Source organism: Paraburkholderia sediminicola, from assembly GCF_046027825.1.
GTDB lineage: Bacteria > Pseudomonadota > Gammaproteobacteria > Burkholderiales > Burkholderiaceae > Paraburkholderia > Paraburkholderia sediminicola_D.
Genome location: NZ_JAQQDU010000028.1, coordinates 1 through 17,983, shown reverse-complemented (window position 1 = coordinate 17,983; position 17,983 = coordinate 1). Strand labels below are relative to the sequence as shown.

The 17,983-nt window shown below is 62.0% G+C and carries 18 protein-coding genes; 4 read left to right on the top strand and 14 right to left on the bottom strand.

Features of this window, described 5'->3' with window-relative positions; genetic code table 11:
• Positions 1–60 precede the first annotated feature (60 nt).
• The 13 genes from PQQ96_RS17100 to PQQ96_RS17040 all read right to left on the bottom strand — a co-directional run bounded on the left by PQQ96_RS17100 (position 61) and on the right by PQQ96_RS17040 (position 11,595).
• On the bottom strand, positions 61–1,377 hold the full coding sequence (locus tag PQQ96_RS17100; protein ID WP_408293957.1) for a pilus assembly protein TadG-related protein: 1,317 nt from the start codon (positions 1,375–1,377) through the stop codon (positions 61–63).
• A 36-nt stretch (positions 1,378–1,413) separates the two neighbouring features.
• On the bottom strand, positions 1,414–1,869 hold the full coding sequence (locus tag PQQ96_RS17095) for a TadE/TadG family type IV pilus assembly protein (protein WP_408293954.1): 456 nt from the start codon (positions 1,867–1,869) through the stop codon (positions 1,414–1,416).
• Positions 1,870–1,945: 76 nt separating this feature from the next.
• Positions 1,946–2,398, bottom strand: coding sequence for a TadE/TadG family type IV pilus assembly protein (locus PQQ96_RS17090; RefSeq protein WP_408293951.1), 453 nt, complete (start codon positions 2,396–2,398; stop codon positions 1,946–1,948).
• Positions 2,399–2,500: 102 nt separating this feature from the next.
• Positions 2,501–3,463, bottom strand: a complete 963-nt coding sequence (locus PQQ96_RS17085; RefSeq protein WP_408293948.1) for a type II secretion system F family protein — start codon at positions 3,461–3,463, stop codon at positions 2,501–2,503.
• 48 nt (positions 3,464–3,511) lie between these two features.
• Positions 3,512–4,489 carry a type II secretion system F family protein gene (locus PQQ96_RS17080; protein WP_408293945.1) on the bottom strand — a complete coding sequence of 326 codons (978 nt, stop codon included), beginning with the start codon at positions 4,487–4,489 and terminating at the stop codon, positions 3,512–3,514.
• Positions 4,490–4,541: 52 nt separating this feature from the next.
• Positions 4,542–5,909 (bottom strand): TadA family conjugal transfer-associated ATPase, encoded by a 1,368-nt coding sequence (locus PQQ96_RS17075; RefSeq protein WP_408293942.1) that lies wholly within the window; start codon positions 5,907–5,909, stop codon positions 4,542–4,544.
• A 17-nt stretch (positions 5,910–5,926) separates the two neighbouring features.
• The gene (locus PQQ96_RS17070) at positions 5,927–7,135 is read right to left on the bottom strand and encodes a CpaE/TadZ family protein (RefSeq protein WP_408293939.1); all 1,209 of its coding nucleotides are present in this window, start codon (positions 7,133–7,135) and stop codon (positions 5,927–5,929) included.
• A 101-nt stretch (positions 7,136–7,236) separates the two neighbouring features.
• Entirely contained in the window at positions 7,237–7,551 is a 315-nt protein-coding gene (locus tag PQQ96_RS17065) for a hypothetical protein (RefSeq protein ID WP_408293937.1), read from the bottom strand.
• 20 nt (positions 7,552–7,571) lie between these two features.
• Positions 7,572–9,497 (bottom strand): type II and III secretion system protein family protein, encoded by a 1,926-nt coding sequence (locus PQQ96_RS17060; protein WP_408293934.1) that lies wholly within the window; start codon positions 9,495–9,497, stop codon positions 7,572–7,574.
• Between the two features lie 101 nt (positions 9,498–9,598).
• The gene (gene cpaB / locus PQQ96_RS17055; RefSeq protein WP_408293931.1) at positions 9,599–10,423 is read right to left on the bottom strand and encodes a Flp pilus assembly protein CpaB; all 825 of its coding nucleotides are present in this window, start codon (positions 10,421–10,423) and stop codon (positions 9,599–9,601) included.
• A 45-nt stretch (positions 10,424–10,468) separates the two neighbouring features.
• Positions 10,469–10,639: a Flp family type IVb pilin gene (locus PQQ96_RS17050; RefSeq protein ID WP_408293929.1), complete on the bottom strand. Its 171-nt coding sequence runs from the start codon at positions 10,637–10,639 to the stop codon at positions 10,469–10,471.
• 38 nt (positions 10,640–10,677) lie between these two features.
• Positions 10,678–11,220: an A24 family peptidase gene (locus PQQ96_RS17045; RefSeq protein ID WP_408293926.1), complete on the bottom strand. Its 543-nt coding sequence runs from the start codon at positions 11,218–11,220 to the stop codon at positions 10,678–10,680.
• A gap of 204 nt (positions 11,221–11,424) precedes the next feature.
• A complete protein-coding gene (locus PQQ96_RS17040) occupies positions 11,425–11,595 on the bottom strand; it encodes a Flp family type IVb pilin (protein ID WP_408293923.1) in 171 nt (56 codons plus the stop codon).
• 790 nt (positions 11,596–12,385) lie between these two features.
• On the opposite strand from PQQ96_RS17040, the gene PQQ96_RS17035 reads away from it, so the two are divergent.
• The 4 genes from PQQ96_RS17035 to PQQ96_RS17020 all read left to right on the top strand — a co-directional run bounded on the left by PQQ96_RS17035 (position 12,386) and on the right by PQQ96_RS17020 (position 15,951).
• Positions 12,386–13,624: a glycosyltransferase family 87 protein gene (locus PQQ96_RS17035; RefSeq protein WP_408293921.1), complete on the top strand. Its 1,239-nt coding sequence runs from the start codon at positions 12,386–12,388 to the stop codon at positions 13,622–13,624.
• A gap of 97 nt (positions 13,625–13,721) precedes the next feature.
• Entirely contained in the window at positions 13,722–14,783 is a 1,062-nt protein-coding gene (locus PQQ96_RS17030; protein ID WP_408293918.1) for a glycosyltransferase family 2 protein, read from the top strand.
• Positions 14,784–14,822: 39 nt separating this feature from the next.
• Complete coding sequence (locus tag PQQ96_RS17025) at positions 14,823–15,584, top strand: class I SAM-dependent methyltransferase (protein WP_408293915.1); 762 nt, start codon at positions 14,823–14,825, stop codon at positions 15,582–15,584.
• Entirely contained in the window at positions 15,577–15,951 is a 375-nt protein-coding gene (locus tag PQQ96_RS17020) for a GtrA family protein (RefSeq protein ID WP_408293912.1), read from the top strand. The genes PQQ96_RS17025 and PQQ96_RS17020 overlap by 8 nt, the downstream gene beginning before the upstream one ends.
• Before the next feature lie 19 nt (positions 15,952–15,970).
• Here PQQ96_RS17020 and PQQ96_RS17015 read toward each other — a convergent pair whose 3' ends face one another.
• Positions 15,971–17,452 carry an alkaline phosphatase family protein gene (locus tag PQQ96_RS17015; protein WP_408293909.1) on the bottom strand — a complete coding sequence of 494 codons (1,482 nt, stop codon included), beginning with the start codon at positions 17,450–17,452 and terminating at the stop codon, positions 15,971–15,973.
• Positions 17,453–17,983: the final 531 nt, after the last annotated feature.

Genomic DNA, 17,983 nt, shown 5'->3' with positions numbered 1-17,983 from the left:
CGAAGCTGACCATGTCGCCCGGGTCAACCAGCCCTGCACCTCTACCTTTGCCACAACACCTTACGACGCACTCAGCGGTATCAGCCGCGGCTTTGTCAGGCTGTATGCGATTTGTCCGAACAGGGTATTCAGGCTGTTGGTCCCACCGGCGGCATTCGCACACGTATCGGAGTAGAAATACGACGAGTTCGTCGCTATCGATGCCATCGTATTGCAGGCAGTGAGCTTGTCACCAGTGTCACCACAACTCGGCGCCGACGCGGCCTCGCCACCCAGATAAGCAACGGTGTAGATCAAAGTACCCGTGCTGCTCTTGATGGTAGCCGCCGCGTTGATGGCTGCCTGGCACTCGCTTCCATAGGTACTGCTATAGGTACTGCCCAGCTGGCTCGTCGTGGACGTCGCGATACCGTCGCTAAGCAGGATGATCACGTTCTGCCCGGGCGGAGTCTCGGTAGCGGCCGTGGCAGCCAGAGAAGTCTGCGCCGCCGTGAGCGCCTGCGCGTAGAACGTGCCCAACCCGCCCGGCGCCGGGAGGCCGCCGCAACTGCCGCCACCGAGCGCCTGCACGATACCGGAACTGGTATTCGCTGCCCCAGTACTGCCAAGGTAACCCGAGCTCGCGGAAGCAATCTGATAGCTGGCACCCGATTCCGAATAACTGCTGGCAATGGTCGGCGACTTCCCTGAGCACGTGAAATTGTAAGTTGACGATGTTTGCGGCGGAAATGCCATCAAGCCGACCTTGTCGCCGGCATTGGTCAAGCCGGTCAGCAACTTCAATGCGCCAGCCTGGGCACACTGCAATCGCGTCTGCGCCACGCCTTTTGAATTCAGGCAGTTACTGTCGGTGGTGGTACTCATCGATTTCGTGGTGTCGAGGATGATCATCACGTTGTAGAGCGCGGGCTCAGCCCCGCCCCCCGCGCCTGCCTCCGCGGTCGCACTGATCGTCTGCGACTTCATGCCGAAGACGTTGGCGAAAAAAAGCGGCACAGTCGCCTGTTGCGTCACCTTGATGCCGTTGTATCCGGACACCGCCTGTTTGTACGGCAACGTGACGCTGGACAAGGTCAAGCCGGTCACCGTAGCGGTCGCCGGGTTGACGCCACCCGGCATCGTGTTGCCTTGCCCGGCCGTGAATGCTTGTGCGTCGCTGGCGGCGGTAGCCCATGGTTTGGTCCAGAGATCCACCGCCCCGGCGAGTGCCGCGGCATCGGTGGCGCTCTGCAAGCGCCTTTGGCTGTACGCCAGATAGCCGTAGTCGACGGCAAGCGCCGCGAATCCCAAAAGGACGACCAGAGAAAGCGCCACCACAATGGAGACGGCGCCGCGCTGGTTTGCCGGCGCGCCACGAAGCTTAAGGTTTGTTCTCATGATCTCACGCCCTCTCAAACTATTGACCCGGTCGCCCTATTGCACTCGCTCCGCTGCTGTGGCATTGAGCGCGGATGGCATCATCTTAAAGAGACCGAACAAAGACCCCGTGAACAGGGGCGAAAAATTGCTGTAGGTAACGGTCACAGCCGCGGTTGCTACCGCCGCGCCGCTTGCGGCACTGGTCAGATCTGCTGCGCAAGCGGTATCGCTCGTGCAGTTGCCACCGTTTACCGAAGCCGTGATCGACAGGTTGCCGCTGTTCAGCACCGCAGCCGACGTTTGCACCTGAGTTTGCGTACCGCTATAGGGTGTCGCCGTGCCACGCTGCGCTGCAAAATAGCGGGCGCCCGCCGATGCGGCGTTGGCGACCATCACGTAATTGCTGAGCAGCCAGCCGAACTGCGCGAGGCCTACCGCGATCACGAGCAGCACCGGCACGACGACGGCAAACTCGACCGCCGCTACCCCTTTCTGCCTTTTTAGCGACATGGTCGCCCCCCACTCAAAAGATCGCGACGGTTGCCAACCAGACCGGCGCGTTGCCCGAGATAATGTTGGCCGCGGTTCATTGCACGAGCTCGGACATCGTCGCAGTCAAACTCGACGGCATGATGGACTTGAGACTGTACAAAGCACCGGTGAAGAGCGGCGAAAACGGGTAACCGAGCGACACACTCGCCTCCGTTCCGGCTGTCGGTGCCTGGGTGGAGGTTCCCAGCGCGCTTGCGCACGTGCTATCGCTGGTACACGATGTGCCGCCGACGCTCATGCTGATGGTCAGCGCGCTAGTCAACGCCGGCGTCGACGCCAATATGGCCCGCTGTGTATCGGTATAGGGCGTGGCGTAGCCTCGCTCCGATGCGAGCAGGTGAGCACCCAGGGAGGCCGCATTCGTCAGGGCCAGGTAGTTGTTCATCAACCAGCCGAACTGCACCGTGCCGAACAGCAATGCGAGCAATATCGGGAGCACAAGGGCGAACTCCACGGCTGTCGCCCCACGCTGATTTTTCCGTTTCATATGTCCTCCCTTATCGCACATGTACGCTTAACACGTCAGGAATGCGAACTGCTTTCTTTATCGACCCGGACCTTCGACGCCATCGCGCCGCCGTCACCGGCTCTAGCCAGTCATGCTGGGTAACAGAACCCTGTAGACATGGATCAAGGCCGGCCCCATCAGCACCACGAGGAGCGCCGGGAAAATACAAAAGATGAGCGGAAACAGCATTTTCAGTGCGATCTTGGCGGCCTTTTCCTCGGCGCGCATCCGCCGCCGTGTGCGCAGCGTGTCGGAAAGCACCCTCAGCGAAGCGCCGATGCCCGTACCAAAGCGTTCCGCTTGAATCAGCATGGAACTGAACGAATCAATGTCCTCGACGCCCGTGCGAAGCGAAAAATTGCGCAACGCCGTTTCTTTGGAAAAGCCGGATCGCATTTCAAGCAGCATCAGTTCAAGCTCGCTCGCGACCACCGGGCTGCGCATCCTGATTTCGTCGCCCACCTTCATGAGCGACGCGTCCAGACCCAGTCCCGCCTCGACGCAGACGGTCATCAGGTCGAGCGCGTCGGGAAAATCTTCCACCAGTACGCGCTTGCGCCAGGTAATGCGTTTTGTCAGCACGAGATTCGGCACGTAGTAACCTATTGCGCCAAGTGCGGTGAGGAACATCAAGCGCTCGTGGGTCGTCGCTGCCACGGACGAACCGACAAGCCAGAGCATCGCCAGCAGCGGTAACACGATCGCCATGGCAGTCTTGGCAGCGAAATAGATTGGCGCGGCGCTCGGCGAACGCCAGCCGGCATTCATCAGATGCAGGCGCAGAGTGGACTTCTCCCAGCCTTCCTTCGGAACGGACAACTTCGAAAAGGGCTGGGAAATCTCCGCGAGTTTTTCGAACCAGGCGATCTCCGGCAATTCGGGGCTCTTGTCCGCCCCGAACGCGATATTCGTGCCGCCGGCCTGCTCGATCCGGCGCCGCAAGTCGCGCGGCGCGAAAACATGCATCGCACCGAACGCGACGGCGAACACAACGGCGAACACACCGATCAGCAACAGAATCTGCGTGGTGTTTAGCGTCTGCATGACCCCTCCTCGATATTGTGTGGTGCGCTCTACGGTCAACAGGCGCAACTAGACCCGGATCCTGGCGATATGCCGCATCCAGAACATCCCGAACACCATGGACACGAGCATCACTTCGACCATCTTGATCCCCGCAGGGTCTTGCCACAGCACATCGAGGAAGCCCGGATTGCCCAGCATCATCAGCGCCCCCGTGCCGAACGGCAGTAATCCAAGCACCCAGGCGGACATCTTGCCTTCAGCAGAGAGGACGCGAACCTTGTCGAACAGCTTGAATCGCTCGCGAATCAGCACGGCGATGCCTTCCAGTACCTCCGAAAGGTTACCGCCCGTCTCGCGCTGGATCACTACGGCGATCACGAAATAGCGCAGGTCGCGGATCGGCACGCGCGTGGCGAGGTTCGCCAGGGCTTCGCCGATCGAGACGCCGTAGTTGATCTCATCGAACGTGATGCGAAACTCGCCGCTCATCGGCTCCGCGAACTCGGTGCTCACCATGTCGATTGCGCCGGTAAAGGCGTGCCCCGAGCGCAACGCGCGGGCCAGCATGTCGCAAACGTCCGGCAACTGCCGTTCGAGCATGCGGATGCGCTTGTTGCGCCGGTGCTGCACATACAGGACCGGCAACATGGCGCAAAACGCGCCGCTAGTTGCCGCGAAAACGAGCGGCACCCCGAACAATGCGCCCACGAGCAATACGATCGGCGGCAAGACGAGGCAGGTTCCAATGAGTCGCGCGACAGTCCACTTCAGGCCCGACTGCTGCAGAAACAGATCGATCGTATGCACGCGCGGCACACTCTGCAGGAACCTCGCCAGCCCCGACGAGCCGGCCAGCATGCGCGACTTGAGAATCGAGAGCTGCTCCTTGCTGACGTGTCCGCCTGCGGACACGGCGCGAATCCGCGAATCGACCCGGCGCGCGACCGGTCCGTGCCGGCTGTTCCAGTATTCGTAGGCGCCTTCCAGCGCCAGCGCCACGGCCACGAACAGCAGAATGATCGACGCATAGAAAATCGGTGTCATGCGAGTCTCCTGAAACAGCAGGCAATCGGATTACGCTCCAATGCCGTGCGCATCATGTCGTTTCGAAGTGCCGCGCCGGGTCGTAGACCTGGTCAGACGGTGCGACACCGAACGCCTGCAACCGCTCGGCAAATTTCGGCCGTACACCAGTCGCACAGAAATGCCCGCGAACGATTCCCTTCGAATCGACGCCGGAGCGCTTGAAGACGAAGATCTCCTGCATGTTGATCATGTCGCCTTCCATACCGGTCAATTCCGAAATGCTGACGATCTTGCGCCGGCCGTCGGTCAGTCTCGTGGCCTGCACGACCACCGAGATCGCCGAAGCAATCTGCTGACGCATGGTTTTGGTCGGCAACGAAAGCCCACCCATACTGATCATGTTTTCAAGGCGCGTCAGCGCGTCTCGCGGGGTGTTGGCGTGGATCGTCGAGAGCGAGCCCTCGTGCCCGGTGTTCATCGCGTTGAGCATGTCGAGCGCCTCGGCCCCGCGCACTTCGCCGAGAATGATGCGATCGGGGCGCATCCGCAGCGCATTGCGCACCAGCGTGCGCTGGGTGATCTCGCCGCGCCCTTCGATGTTCGGCGAACGCGTCTCGAGCCGCAGCACATGCTCCTGGCGCAGTTGCAGTTCGGCAGCATCTTCGATCGTGACAATGCGTTCGTCGCCGGGAATGAAGCCCGACAGGACGTTCAGCAGCGTGGTCTTGCCGCTGCCCGTGCCGCCCGACACGAGAATATTCACCTTGGCGCGCGCCAACGCATCGAGCACTTCGGCCATCGGCGGCGTCAGGCTTTGCAGTTCGACGAGGTCGGAGACCTGCAATGGGTTGGCGGCGAAACGCCGTATCGACAGCAGCGGGCCGTCGACTGCGCACGGCCGGATGATGGCGTTGACGCGCGAGCCGTCTGGAAGGCGCGCATCGACCATTGGGCTCGATTCGTCGATATGCCGTCCAACGCCCGAGACAATTTTCTCGATCACCTTCATCAGATGCGCGTCGTCATAGAACGTCACATCGGTGGCTTCAAGACGCCCTCTTCGCTCGACGTACGTATGGCTGTATGTATTCACCAGAATGTCGGACACGGTAGGGTCGCGCAATAGCACCTCCAGCGGTCCGAAGCCGAACATCTCGTCATGCACGTCGACGACGAGCTGCCGGCGTTCGAGATCGTTCGCCGGTGCTTTCTGATCCTCGAGGATGCGTCCAATCAGCGCGGAGATTTCCTGGCGAACCTGCTCAGGGGGCAGCCGCGAAAGGCGTTCAAGCTCGACGCGGTCGAGCACGGCCTGATGAATCTCGCGTTTCAGTTTCTGGTACGCGGCACGCATCATGCCGGCTTGTGGATTCGACTGACCCGAAGACTCGCCCAAAGGCTGGATGCGTTGCGCGGAAATCTGCTCACGAAGCGACATGATGGTCCCCTTTGGCCTTACATCATTTCAAGTTTCGGCTGCGCCTGACGGCCGAGCAGCCGCGAGAACAAGGACGCGCTTCTGGCATGCCCCCGGTCCGACTTCGATGCGCCGCTCACGATGTTCTCAGCGAGCGTCTGCAGGCTGCGTGAGACACCGCAGTTGCGCGCGGTCTTCGAAATCGGCAGTCCCTGGTTCATGGCATCGGACACGGCGACCGGGTCCTCCGGAATGACCTGCCAGGCCTGCATGCCCAGCACCTGCTCGAGCGCCGCCCGGGCGCGTTCGGCGTGGCGCGTGTAGCGGTTCAGCAGCAGCCGCATCTGGTCGGACGCATAACCTAGCGAGCCGAGAATTTCCTGAAGCCTGCGGCCGGCGCGCACATGCGCCATGCTCGCTTGCAGCACGATATGGATCTGGTCGCTGCTGTCGAGCGCCAGCATCGACAGCTGATTGATGGTCTGTCCGAGATCGAAGAGCACAAAGTCGTAACGCGGCACGGCAACGCCCAGAATCCATTCGAGACGGTCTTCCTTGAGTTCTGCTGCCTTGATCGGATCGCCCGCGCCCGCCAGGATGTCAAAGTTGTCGCTGACGTGCACGAGGCTCGCATCGAAGAACGCGAGATCCATGCGCTCGATCTGCGAACAGATCTGCGGCAACGTCGAGGGCGGCGTCTCGTCGGACACGAGGAAAGCCGCATCGGCGAACTGCTGGTTCAGATCGATCAGCAAAACCCGCTTTTGCGCGAGACTGGCAATCGCGTGCGCGACGTTGCAGGCGATAAAGCTGGTTCCCGCCCCGCCCTTGCTCGACATGAAGGACAGGATCTGCGTGTCGCGCGCGTTGCCCGGCACGCACTGGGCCTGGGCGCGCCGCAATGCTTCGCCTAGCGCTCGCTGATCGATGGGCCAGCCGAGCACATCGCGAAAGCCCGCGCGCATCGCCGCGATCAACGTCTGCGACGACGTGTCGGGAATCACGAGTATGCACGTGAGTCGCGGGTGTGCATGGTGGAGCTTTTCGAAAGCGGAGAGCTCGGCGTCATTGAGCGACGCTGCGTCGACGATCAGGACATCGAACGCATCGAGACTATCCCCCCGGTCGCTGAGCAGCGACGGCTTGCCGCTCGCGCGGGTGGTACGGCAATCGCCGCATTCGCCGGTTTGACGCACGATCTGCGCGAGCCGCGTGCCGTCTTCAGAGAGAGCCAATACATTGATCATGATGTTCTCAACTGGACAAACGAAGGTGACTGAAGGACGTTGCCGTCAGCCGGGAGCGCAAGGTCATCGCGAAGCACGATGGTCTCCCGCACATTGGGCGATCACTGACCACCGGACCCGCCGCCACTGCCGCTACCAATGCCGATCACGAAAGCATTCGGGCTGGTGACAGGCTGCTGGAACGATTTGTCATACGTGTCCTGAGCCGCCACGGCCGCCTTGCCGTCGACGCCCGGTGTCGACGGCGAATGCTCGGCCGCGTGCGGATCGATGATCTGCATCTGGCTGGCGGTACGCGCCGCTTCGCCGAAATGCGCGTCCCACACGGGCGTGCTCGTCATGCAACCGCCAAGCGCCGCGCCCAAGGTCAGCATGAGTGCCGCACGACCCGTCAAACCAAGATGTTCGAGTTTCATGAGATTCCCCTAGCCACGCATCAATGTTCATCTGCCGGAGTGGTCACGCCCGCTTTGGCGACCATCTGCTGGCTGCCAGCTGCGGCATGCTTCGCCGTAGTGGGATTCCCCCCGGGACTCACGGCCCCGGTTACGGAGGGCGTTGCGGCGGCGGGCAGTGGTGTTGCCACGGGGGCCGTCGTACCGTCGGGCGAACCGATCACGACCGGAGCCGGCCGGTCGGCCTGCGTATCACGCGGCGGCAGCGCAGCCGGCGTGTTCGACCCTGCTGCCGGTGCGGGTGCGGGTGCCGGCGGCTGCGTCTGCGGTGCGTTCGGCGTCGCGGAGGCCGGGGCGGCAGGTTGCGGCTGACGGCCTTCCATGTTGCCGGTCGCATAGACCGCGGCGTCCGAGGTCGCGTGGAAACTGTCGGTCGGCAGCGGATAGTTGTCGGCCGGCAGAGGCTTGACGAGATGCACGGTGATGATGAAAACGAGTTCCGTGCGATCCTGCTGGTACGACGTGCTGCGGAACAGCGCGCCCAGCACCGGCACCTCACCGAGGCCGGGGATTGCCTTGAGCGACCCGGTGATGTTGTTCTGCATCAGCCCGCCGATGGCAAAGCTCTCGCCGTCGTTCATCTGCACCGTGGTCGAGGCACGGCGCGTCGTGATGAGCGGCAGGATTGCCGCTCCGCTGGTCCCGGTCGAGGTGACCGTGACCCCCGTCGGCGACAGTTCGGACACTTCAGGCGCCACCTTCAGGTTGATCCGGCTGCCCGCCAGCACCGTGGGCGTGAACTTGAGGCCAACGCCGAACTCTTCTTCCTGAAGCGTGATCGTCGAGCCGCCGGTCCCGTTGCTTTGCGGCACCGGAATAAAGACCTTGCCGCCTGCAAGGAACGATGCCTCCTGTCCGCTGAGGGTCACGAGGTTGGGCTCCGCGAGAATCTTGCCGAGGCTGTCGGTTTTCTGGGCGTCGACCGCCACGTTGAACGGCAGATTGTTCGATTTGCTGACCGCAATGCCGTTGCCCACGCCGGCAAGCAGGCTGCTCACCAGCGCACCCGTCCATGAGCCGAAACCGCCCTGGATGTTGACCGCCGCGCCAAGCTGGTTGAGCAGCGTCTTCGACACTTCGGCAACCTTCACTTCGAGCATGACCTGCTGGGGCGAATCCACCGTCATCATGTTGATCACTTCGGAAGGCTTACTGACGCTCGAGCTTTGCTGGGTCAGACTGGAACCGGTGTTGCCGAAGTTCGCGGTGCTCGCTTGCTGCTGCTGGGTAGGTTGCGCACCGGCATAGGCATTCGCGATCTCCATCGCCTGCTGGGCAGCTTGCGCACCTGACACGCGGCCCGCCAGCACGAGGTTGCCGGCGGCGGTCGACACCCTGATGCCGCGTTCGGCCGGCAACAGTTGCTGCAGGGTTCTCTGCAACCCGTCAGCGTCGATATTGACGATCACGTCGATGATCTGGCACTGGCCGCTGCGTCCCTGGACGATCATGTTGGTCGTGCCGACCGTCATGCCGACGAGGTAAAGCGTGCGCGGCGACACCAGCGTGGCTTGCGCGACGGTGGGATTGCCGAGCGTGCGGTTGCGCGCCGGCTCGGCGAGCGGCACAAGCACCGACTTGCCCACCGCTACGGCGACGCTCGATTCATCACGAATCTCCCCGCTGCAGTTAGGCCCACTCAACGGCACGGCGCCGACCGACTTGCCGCTGGCCCCCGGACCGGACGGCATCGGCGCCATGCTGATCATCATCGGCACCGGCCCTTGCCCCACCGGCAACGGTGCGTTCGCGCCACCTTTGCCGGTCGCGGGCATGCCATTGATCCCTTGCGCGACGCCGTTCTGCGCGACGACCATGCCGGCGCACAGTGCCGCCGCGAGTACCGTGCCGCTCAGCGAGCGGCGATGCGCGTGGCTGCCCGATGAGAACCCCAGTTCTGTTTTCATGTCTTTATGCCCCCGTTGCTCGATGCGTGTAGCCCGAGACTTTCGTTCTTGCCTGTGTTGTGCCGGTCGCGTGCCTGGTTAGCAGACCCGCCACGGCCGACCTAAAAACATTCGACACTGCCCGTCACGCCCGACAGCACACCGACACAGTCGCGCTTCGGGGCCGGGCGAGCGGCATAGTGCGTACGCACCGGATGGACCGGCTCGACCACCGCCGCCGACGCCGGCATGTCGAACAACGTGAGTTTCGTCGCACCATCCGTCGAGGGTGTCTGCTTGTCGACCTGGTTGCGCAGAACCAGCGACAACGTGCCGACGCTGCGCGCGAGATCGAGCTTCTCGGCCTGATCGGGCGTCACTTCGAGCGTGACCGCGTTGACGACTTTCGGCGCTGTGTCGTCGCGGCTCACTTGCTGGGCCACCGCGAGGACGAGGATCTTCTCGAGTACGATCTTCGAGATGCTCTGCTGGGTATCTGTCTTGCCGGCTTGCTGCGTATTCACGATCACGTCGACGTAGTTGCCCGGCAACGCGAAACCGGCGACACCGACCACGTCATTCACGCGCACCGTAATCGCCCGGTGGCCCGAGCCGATCACCGCTGACAAGCCGCCTTTCGTGCCGATCGGCGCAAGCTTCGATTCGAGCACCGGCTCGCCCGGCGCAAGACTCGCCAGCACCACGCGCCCTTCAAGCGCCTTCTCATCTGTGAAGGCACCGGGAGGCACGCTCCCTGTCGGCCAGTTGATCGTACGAAGCTGGCCCTGCGTCAGCGGCTCGCCCAGATTGACGGCGCCCGCGGCCACAGCCACCGGCGTGACGGCACTCGACGAGGTCTGCAGCAGCCATCGCGAGGCCAGTACCACGGCAGCGAGGCCCGCTAGCAGGGCAAACGCGAGCATGACTAAAGCGCGACTGTTTTTCATGGCAACACTCCTGCGTGGTTCAACATAGACGGCCGACCAGGCGCGCTAAACAGATCCCGCGACATTGGTGAAAATAGTACTGAGGTTCGTACCAAGCGTGCCGACAGCCCCAACGATGGCGAGGGCGATCAGCGCGGCGAGAAGACCATATTCAATGGCCGAGATGCCGTCTTCGTCGCGAACGAAACGTGCTGCCTGAGCGATAAACTTTTTCATGACTTACTCCGTTACATATCTAGATAAAAGCCGTGCGGCTAGACGGTGGCCGCGAACAACACGCCCAGTGTTCCGGCCGCTATTGCGACGCCGTAAGGGATCGCCCCAACCGATGCGGGTAACGCGACGCCACTCTCAGACGCCCGCAAGGGCACCGAGCGCCACGAACTCGCGGTCTGCCGCAGATTGGCGATCAGTTGACGGACGCGACCGCGGCTCACCACCAGAGCCAACGACCAGACCCCGCCGATCAGAAAGGTGGCGAGCGCGATGCGGAAAGTCATCGCGGGGCCCACCCATGCACCGATCGTCAACATCAGCTTGACGTCGCCCGCGGCCATGCCGCGCAGCAGATAGAACGGCAACAACAGCGCGAAGCCAAACGCGGCACCCGCCAGCCATTCGATGCCGCCGTTTAGCGGTCCGTGTAACCAGACCTGCACGCAGAGCGCCGCGACGAGGCCGATCGCGAGGATGCGATTCGGAATGCGCCGCGTGGTGATATCGGTGCTCGCAGCCACGATGACCAGCACGATGACGCACAGCGGCACGGGTTGCGGCGGCAGGGGTGGCAGTGTCATGAGAGGCCTCGATCCGTCGGACTGATTTTTCACGCCATGGCGGTAGCAATGCGACCCGCTACACACCGAATAGAATTCAGTCTTCCGTTGTCGGTGGCAGCGCCTCGCAAGGCGCGCCCCGATCTGAAAGACCATCCCGGGTTCAGAGACACCCGGAAGTCGACGGACGAACCGAAAGCCCACGTTCGTCCGCCGGCGGGTGCACTAGATCGATCCCGCGACTTTGGTGAAAATACCGCTCAGGGTCGTGCCAAGCGTGCTGACAGTCCCGACGATAGCGAGGGCGATTAGCGACGCGAGAAGAGCATATTCGATGGCCGAGATGCCATCTTCGTCGCGGACAAAGCGTGCTGCGTGAGCGATAAATTTCGTCATGACCTACTCCTTCGGATGTCTAAATAAATGCCCTTAACCAAGATTGGTTTGAGGGAACGTACTACCGGCACTACGAGAAAACTGGCGGTCAGTCGACGACACACCCTGTGTCCTACCTGCGTTCGCGCTGCCGGTTGAGCTCCGCAGCTTCGAACTGAGCGGGACAACCCCGAGGGTTGCTTGCGTGGCGATTCGTTTCCAGTCTGGTTGCTTCTTCGAATCGTCCGGTCGTCACGCCGTCGACTTCCGCACTCTCTCCATAGCAAGGGTGGGGCCAGCCACATGCAAATGCAGGAAATACAAGGCTCTCAGCCCGATGGCCTGGGCCAGCCCCCCCCGGCCTCCGCACAGAACGTCTTGCGTCCGCGACATTTTTCAGCCTCACCGGCCGACGGTGGAATCGCCGAAGAGTCCCACGGGATAAGGCTTTGAGCGATTTGCTCAGGACATACCCTGATTCATCGCAGGCGTCAATTCCGATGAAAACGGGCACGCCTCGCGAACGGCATCCGCACAAACTGTCGCAGCCCTGAGAACGGAACGTGCGCTTGCGCACATAGGCGCTTCCGTTTTCACCTCAATGAGCGGCCTTTGACAGCTCTCGCACTTCACGAAGGAAAACGCGACCTTGCAAGTCGATTAATTTTCTTCCAACAATGCGTTAACCGGTCACGCGCGAACGAGGTACTTCACGCAACGTTCTGGATCGACGTTTAGGAATCTGGATCAATGATCAGCGTGACTGGATGGTCCACTGGATCACATCCGGATAACAGAGAAGGCAGGGATCATGTACGTTTCACAACCAGACAATCGTAGCGGCGAAAACGGCGTTCACAGCTTCCTCACTCCTGAACGTGTGGTCGTGTACAGCGTCGCGATGCTGGTGCTGTACGCCCTGTTTCTGGTGACCTGGGCCAGAGCGAGCAACGGCTTCACCGCTGGAGATTTCACGAAGCCGGGTATCGATTTTTCGGTTTTCTGGTCGGCGTCGTATGCGGCCCTGCACGGCACGGCATGGCAGGTCTATGACTTCACCTCCTTCGATAAAATCGAAGAGACACTGTTCCACTTTCCGCGTGGCAGCTTTCTGCCGTGGCTGTATCCGCCGACGTTCCTCGTGCTCGTCAAGCCACTCGCCCTGGTGCCGCCTGTCGTCGCTTTTTTTCTATTCGTTGGTGTCAGCGCGCTACTGTTCGTCGTCGCCACGCTTGCCGTTTCCCGGCTCGCTTCCAGCATGGGCAGTTCACGCCTTGGCTGGCTGCTCGTGGCAGCCTGTCCGTGCGTCTTCGTGCCAGCTGTCTTCGGGCAAAACTCGCTCCTGACCGCGGCGCTTGCTGCGCTCGCCGTCCACTGGATCGCCCGCCACCCGGTTCGCGCGGGACTGTGTATCGGCTTGCTCGCGATCAAGCCGCAAATGGCACTTCTGTTGCCGTTCGTGCTGATCGCGGCGCGTGCGTGGTGCGCCTTTGGCGTCGCCACGCTGAGCGCGGCGCTGTTCGGTGCGCTTAGCGTAATGATCTGCGGCACGCAGTCGCTGCCACTGTTCCTTGCAGACACCAGACTCGCACGCGAACTGATACTCGAACATGGGCGTCATTACTGGCTCTCCTCGCCCACCACGTTCGCGGTTCTGCGCGAAGGCGGCGCAACCGTCGCCCTGGCTTATGCGGCGCAAGCATGCGTTGCACTGATCGTAGCAGCAGCAGCGTGTCACATCTGGAGGTCCACACGCGACGCCCGCCTGCGCGGCGCGAGTCTGGCCGTCGCCACTCTGCTCGCGAACCCCTACGTGTGGCACTACGAACTGGCGTGGCTCGGCATCGCCATCGCCTGTCTCACGGCAATCGGATTCGATAAGGGATGGCGACGCGGCGAACAGGCGGTGCTGGTACTCGCCTGGCTGCTGCCTGCCTATGAGTTCTTCAACCGCCTGAGCGAATTGCCGCAAATCGGACCGGTCGTCCTGCTACTGACGCTGCTGCTTATCCTGCGTCGCGCGCGAATCGCCGAGGAGGTGTCGTCATGAACCTGCAGTCATCGCACAAGCTGCCGCAACTAGGACCATGCAATGCCGACGCATTGCATCACATACGAAAGACAAAAGGGATAAACGGGGAAATGTCATGTCCACACATATCAGCAAACCATTGATTTCGCTCGTCGTGCCGTTCTACAACGAGCATCAGGCAGTCGACCGGTTCTTCGCCGCCGTCGTGCCGATACTCGAATCGATCGAAGACTCGCGTTTCGAAATCGTCTGCGTCAACGACGGCAGCAACGACGGGACACTCGACAAGCTGGTCGCCGCCAGCATTCAGGACAGGCGCATCCGGGTCATCGACCTGACGCGCAACTTCGGCAAGGAAGCGGCCTTGACGGCCGGCATCGACGAGGCGGTCGGCGACGCCGTGATCCCGATCGATGCGGACCTGCAGGATCCCCCGAGCCTGATCCCCGTGATGGTGCAACACTGGCGCGCGGGCGCCGAGGTCGTGGCCGCCAAACGAACCAACCGGGCCTGTGACACGTTCGCCAAACGCACTGCCGCGGCGCTCTACTACCGCGTGCACAACGCGCTCTCCGAGGTCAAGCTGCCAGAAAACGTCGGCGACTTTCGCCTGATCGATCGCCAGGTCGTCAACGCGCTGCGCAGCCTGCCTGAACGCCGACGCTTCATGAAAGGCCTGTTTGCATGGGTCGGCTATCGGACCGTCATCGTGGAATACGAACGCGAGGCGCGCAGCGCCGGACACTCGAAGTTCTCCGGATGGAAGCTGTGGAATTTCGCGCTCGAAGGCATCACGAGCTTTAGCACCGTGCCGTTGCGAAGCTGGACTTATATCGGCCTGGTGATTGCCACACTGGCCTTTATATACGGTGGCGTTATCGTCGGCCGTACGCTGTGGTCGGGCAATCCGGTACCCGGCTACGCATCCACGATCTCCCTGATGCTGTTTATGGGCGGGATCGAACTCATCGGTATCGGTGTGGTGGGCGAATACGTCGGCCGCATCTATTACGAGTCGAAAAAGCGCCCGGTCTATCTCGTGCGCCGGCGCTATCAGGCCAAGAGCAAGGTCAGTGTCCTGCATCGCGACCGCATCCCGACACGCACGGTACATGCCCCGCGTCCCGAAGTCGTCCGCAGGCGCGTGGTGCCGAGCGTGCGGATCGTCGGTCAATGAGCCGCTCAATCAGCCTGTTATCAGCGCAAGGAGCCCGTGATGTCCCCTGATGCCTATCTGGAAATGGCCGAAACCGAAGCCGAACACTGGTGGTTCCGCGGCCGGCGCGACGTGTTGCAAACCGTACTGCGCCGTCTGGCCCTGCCGGCCAAGGCACGCGTACTCGAAGTGGGTTCCGGCACGGGTGGCAACCTCGACATGCTGGCCGAATTCGGTACCGTAAGCGGTCTCGAAATGGACAGCACGGCGCGCATGTTGTGCTCGCAAAAGACCAGCGGCCGCTTCACTATCCGCGCCGGGCGTTGTCCTGATGATGTGCCCTTTGGCAGCGATAGCAGCGAGCGCTTCGACCTGATCTGCTTCTTCGACTGTCTCGAACACATCGCCGACGACGTCGGCTCGCTGGCGCGCATGCAATCGTTGCTGGCGCCAGGCGGCGCCATCGTCGTGACGGTGCCTGCCTGCCAGCGTCTGTGGAGCGCTCACGATGTGTTTCTGCGGCACTACCGGCGCTACAGCCGCAACTCGCTGACGCAATGTATCGCTGCGGCCGGTTATGAAGTCGAACGCGTGACGTATTTCAACACGCTGCTGTTCCCCCTGGCAGTGGCCGCGCGTTGGTTCGATCGCCGTCTTGGGCGCAGCAGATCGACAGGCGACGCCGTTCCGGTCCAACCGGTCAACGCCACGCTTTACAGGATATTCAGTGCTGAACGTCACTGGCTTGCGCACGGCGCGCTGCCCTACGGGGTGTCCTTGCTCGCCATTCTCCGCAAGCCTCGGGAAGACGCAGGTGAATAGGACCGAACGGATCAAGTTGCTGCGATTTGGCCTGTCCGGCCTGCTTGTCACCGGTCTGCACGTCACCGTCGCCATAACTTTGATCGAGTACGCCGGTACCGGGCCGGCGCTAGCGAACGCGCTCGCCTTTGCGTGTTCGACCGGAGGCTCTTACCTGCTGAACACCTTCTGGAGCTTTTCGTCTGTTCCTGCTCTGGCGAATGTCTGGCGCTTCGCCATTGTTTCTCTAGGCGGCCTTACGCTGACAGCGCTGGTATCTCATGCCACGGCAGTCGCGGGAGGCGGTGCGGGACTGGGCATTGCGATGGTGGTCTGCGTCGTCCCCCCTGTTACGTTCATTGCGCATCGGTGGTGGACGTATCGGTAAGACTGACTGTGACCTAGCGTTACGATCCCGTCTTGAATCCCAATGAGGCCGCCTTGGCACGCAGATCCGCAAAGCGGTCCGCCGTCGGGTTGACAGCGAGTTGCGAATTATCGACGGACGATACCGAGCTCGATGACGCGGGCGCCGCCGCACCCGAGCACAGGCCTCCGAACGGGCCTTGAGCAACCGTGATTGCCGACGCATCAGTGCGCGGCGCGTCGGTGAAGTCTAGCGCGTAAGCGAGATTGAACGTCGCGGAATCGCTGCCGCGCACGCCGAGCGGCGACAGCCCAAAACGCCATTGCAGGAGCGCGTGAATCGAACTCGGATCGAAGGGATAGCGCGTCACGGAGCCCGCGCGAACGCGCGGACCGAGGAGTGCAAGCGGTACGCGGAATCCGAGCGTTCCATCGTTGCCGAGCGCGAGCTCGTTGTTGCTGATCGGCCGTATCGGTGGCACCACATGTTCGAGAAAGCCGCCCCATTCGTCATAGACGACGATCATCAGCGTGCGGCTCCAGTTCGGGCTCGCGCTCAGCGCGTTGTAGACCTGCGCGAGAAATGCTTCGCCGTTGCGGATGTCCGCGTGCGGATGATCGTCGGCGGAAACACCCTGCTCTTCTCCAGCGAACATCGGGTCGACCATGCAAAACGGCGGCAACGTGCCCGCCGCGGCATTGGAGAGAAAGTCCGAAAACAGATGTGAAATGCCAAGATAGCGCGTGCCGTACAGCGCCGTGAACGGCACGTCGTGATAGTAGTAGTTGCAGCCGACGTTCGCCGCACTCAGGTTGTCCCAGATCGTCGGCAGCGTCGACGTATCGACCGTGTCGGTGAGTCGGTCGGTCGCCCCGCTGTGCAGATAGATGCGATTGGGATAAGTGCTGGTCAGCACGCCACTGAAGTAAAAGTCACCGATCGTGTAGCTTCCTGCAAGAGCGTTGAAGAAGGCGAGATCCGCGGATGCGTAATAGCCGATAGGCAGCAGATCGCCTTGCGCCTCGCTCGTATCGGGCGTCAGCAGCCATCCGTTCATCGCACCGGAAGCCAGTTGCGTCCGACCGCCCTGATAACTGTGATTGGGATCCTGAAAGGCGCACGCCTGGTAGCCATACGACGGGTTCGCGGAGAGCAGGAACGGGGTCTGCGCCGTGCCAAATGCGTCCTTGAACTGCTGGTTCGCGGGCATCCCCTCGGCGCCGGGCACCCAGCTCAGAAAATGGTCGAAGGAGCGATTCTCCATCGTCACGAGCACGATGAAATCGATGCCGGAACTGGACGGTTCCGGTAACGCCGGACGCGCAAGGCTGTAACGGTCGCCGCCGTCCGGTGAGGGAACATCGACAGTCGACGACGCAGGTGCGCTGCCGTTCGGTTTGCTTGAGCCGCCTCCGCCTCCACCGCCGCAACCCGTCAGCGCAACGCTGCCCGCAACCGCAGCGACGCCAGCAAGAAACCGGCGACGGTCGTAGGGGTGGCTCACCTTGTTCTCGTTGTCCATGACAGATGTCTCCTTAACCGTCAGTCGGCGCCGACAGTCCGTCCGTGTCGCGCCGTTCCGCGACGCGGCATGATCTCCGACGCAAACAGCGTTGCAAGCTTTATTGGGAACAGGCTCGCAATATTCGCTTCATGAGGTGCCACCTGGAGGGCGCGCCAATGAATCGAGCCGGCTCGATCCGGGCACAGGCGGACTCGTCTGAAAGCAGCAAGAACCGCTCCCGGATTTGCCTTCGTTCCCCTAGGGAATTGGACTCCCTCGCATGGCATTCTCCTCGACGCGTAGCGGTCGTTAGCATCGGAAGGTGTGAAACCGCGCTCTGTCCCGCGCAATTCTCATGCCGCAGATCGGCCCGGCCACCTGAGCAGGCATCACTAAGCAGGCATAACTCGAAAGCGACGCGGGCCTCAGACAGGTCGGCAGGCATGGGCGTTGCGGAAAAACGGAATATCTTCGGACTCTTGAAATGTCTACCATCCTTCTCGTCGATGACGACGTGGATTCGCTTTGGTTGCTCCAGATTATCCTGAC

What these genes read in the sequence shown, in the direction of transcription:
- PQQ96_RS17015 (WP_408293909.1), bottom strand. Translation starts at nt 17,452, where the DNA reads ATGGACAACGAGAACAAGGTGAGCCACCCCTACGACCGTCGCCGGTTT.
- PQQ96_RS17070 (WP_408293939.1), bottom strand. Translation starts at nt 7,135, where the DNA reads ATGATCAATGTATTGGCTCTCTCTGAAGACGGCACGCGGCTCGCGCAG.
- PQQ96_RS17095 (WP_408293954.1), bottom strand. Translation starts at nt 1,869, where the DNA reads ATGTCGCTAAAAAGGCAGAAAGGGGTAGCGGCGGTCGAGTTTGCCGTC.
- cpaB (WP_408293931.1), bottom strand. Translation starts at nt 10,423, where the DNA reads ATGAAAAACAGTCGCGCTTTAGTCATGCTCGCGTTTGCCCTGCTAGCG.
- PQQ96_RS17060 (WP_408293934.1), bottom strand. Translation starts at nt 9,497, where the DNA reads ATGAAAACAGAACTGGGGTTCTCATCGGGCAGCCACGCGCATCGCCGC.
- PQQ96_RS17035 (WP_408293921.1), top strand. Translation starts at nt 12,386, where the DNA reads ATGTACGTTTCACAACCAGACAATCGTAGCGGCGAAAACGGCGTTCAC.
- PQQ96_RS17065 (WP_408293937.1), bottom strand. Translation starts at nt 7,551, where the DNA reads ATGAAACTCGAACATCTTGGTTTGACGGGTCGTGCGGCACTCATGCTG.
- PQQ96_RS17030 (WP_408293918.1), top strand. Translation starts at nt 13,722, where the DNA reads ATGTCCACACATATCAGCAAACCATTGATTTCGCTCGTCGTGCCGTTC.
- PQQ96_RS17045 (WP_408293926.1), bottom strand. Translation starts at nt 11,220, where the DNA reads ATGACACTGCCACCCCTGCCGCCGCAACCCGTGCCGCTGTGCGTCATC.
- PQQ96_RS17080 (WP_408293945.1), bottom strand. Translation starts at nt 4,489, where the DNA reads ATGACACCGATTTTCTATGCGTCGATCATTCTGCTGTTCGTGGCCGTG.
- PQQ96_RS17100 (WP_408293957.1), bottom strand. Translation starts at nt 1,377, where the DNA reads ATGAGAACAAACCTTAAGCTTCGTGGCGCGCCGGCAAACCAGCGCGGC.
- PQQ96_RS17085 (WP_408293948.1), bottom strand. Translation starts at nt 3,463, where the DNA reads ATGCAGACGCTAAACACCACGCAGATTCTGTTGCTGATCGGTGTGTTC.
- PQQ96_RS17025 (WP_408293915.1), top strand. Translation starts at nt 14,823, where the DNA reads ATGTCCCCTGATGCCTATCTGGAAATGGCCGAAACCGAAGCCGAACAC.
- PQQ96_RS17050 (WP_408293929.1), bottom strand. Translation starts at nt 10,639, where the DNA reads ATGAAAAAGTTTATCGCTCAGGCAGCACGTTTCGTTCGCGACGAAGAC.
- PQQ96_RS17090 (WP_408293951.1), bottom strand. Translation starts at nt 2,398, where the DNA reads ATGAAACGGAAAAATCAGCGTGGGGCGACAGCCGTGGAGTTCGCCCTT.
- PQQ96_RS17040 (WP_408293923.1), bottom strand. Translation starts at nt 11,595, where the DNA reads ATGACGAAATTTATCGCTCACGCAGCACGCTTTGTCCGCGACGAAGAT.
- PQQ96_RS17075 (WP_408293942.1), bottom strand. Translation starts at nt 5,909, where the DNA reads ATGTCGCTTCGTGAGCAGATTTCCGCGCAACGCATCCAGCCTTTGGGC.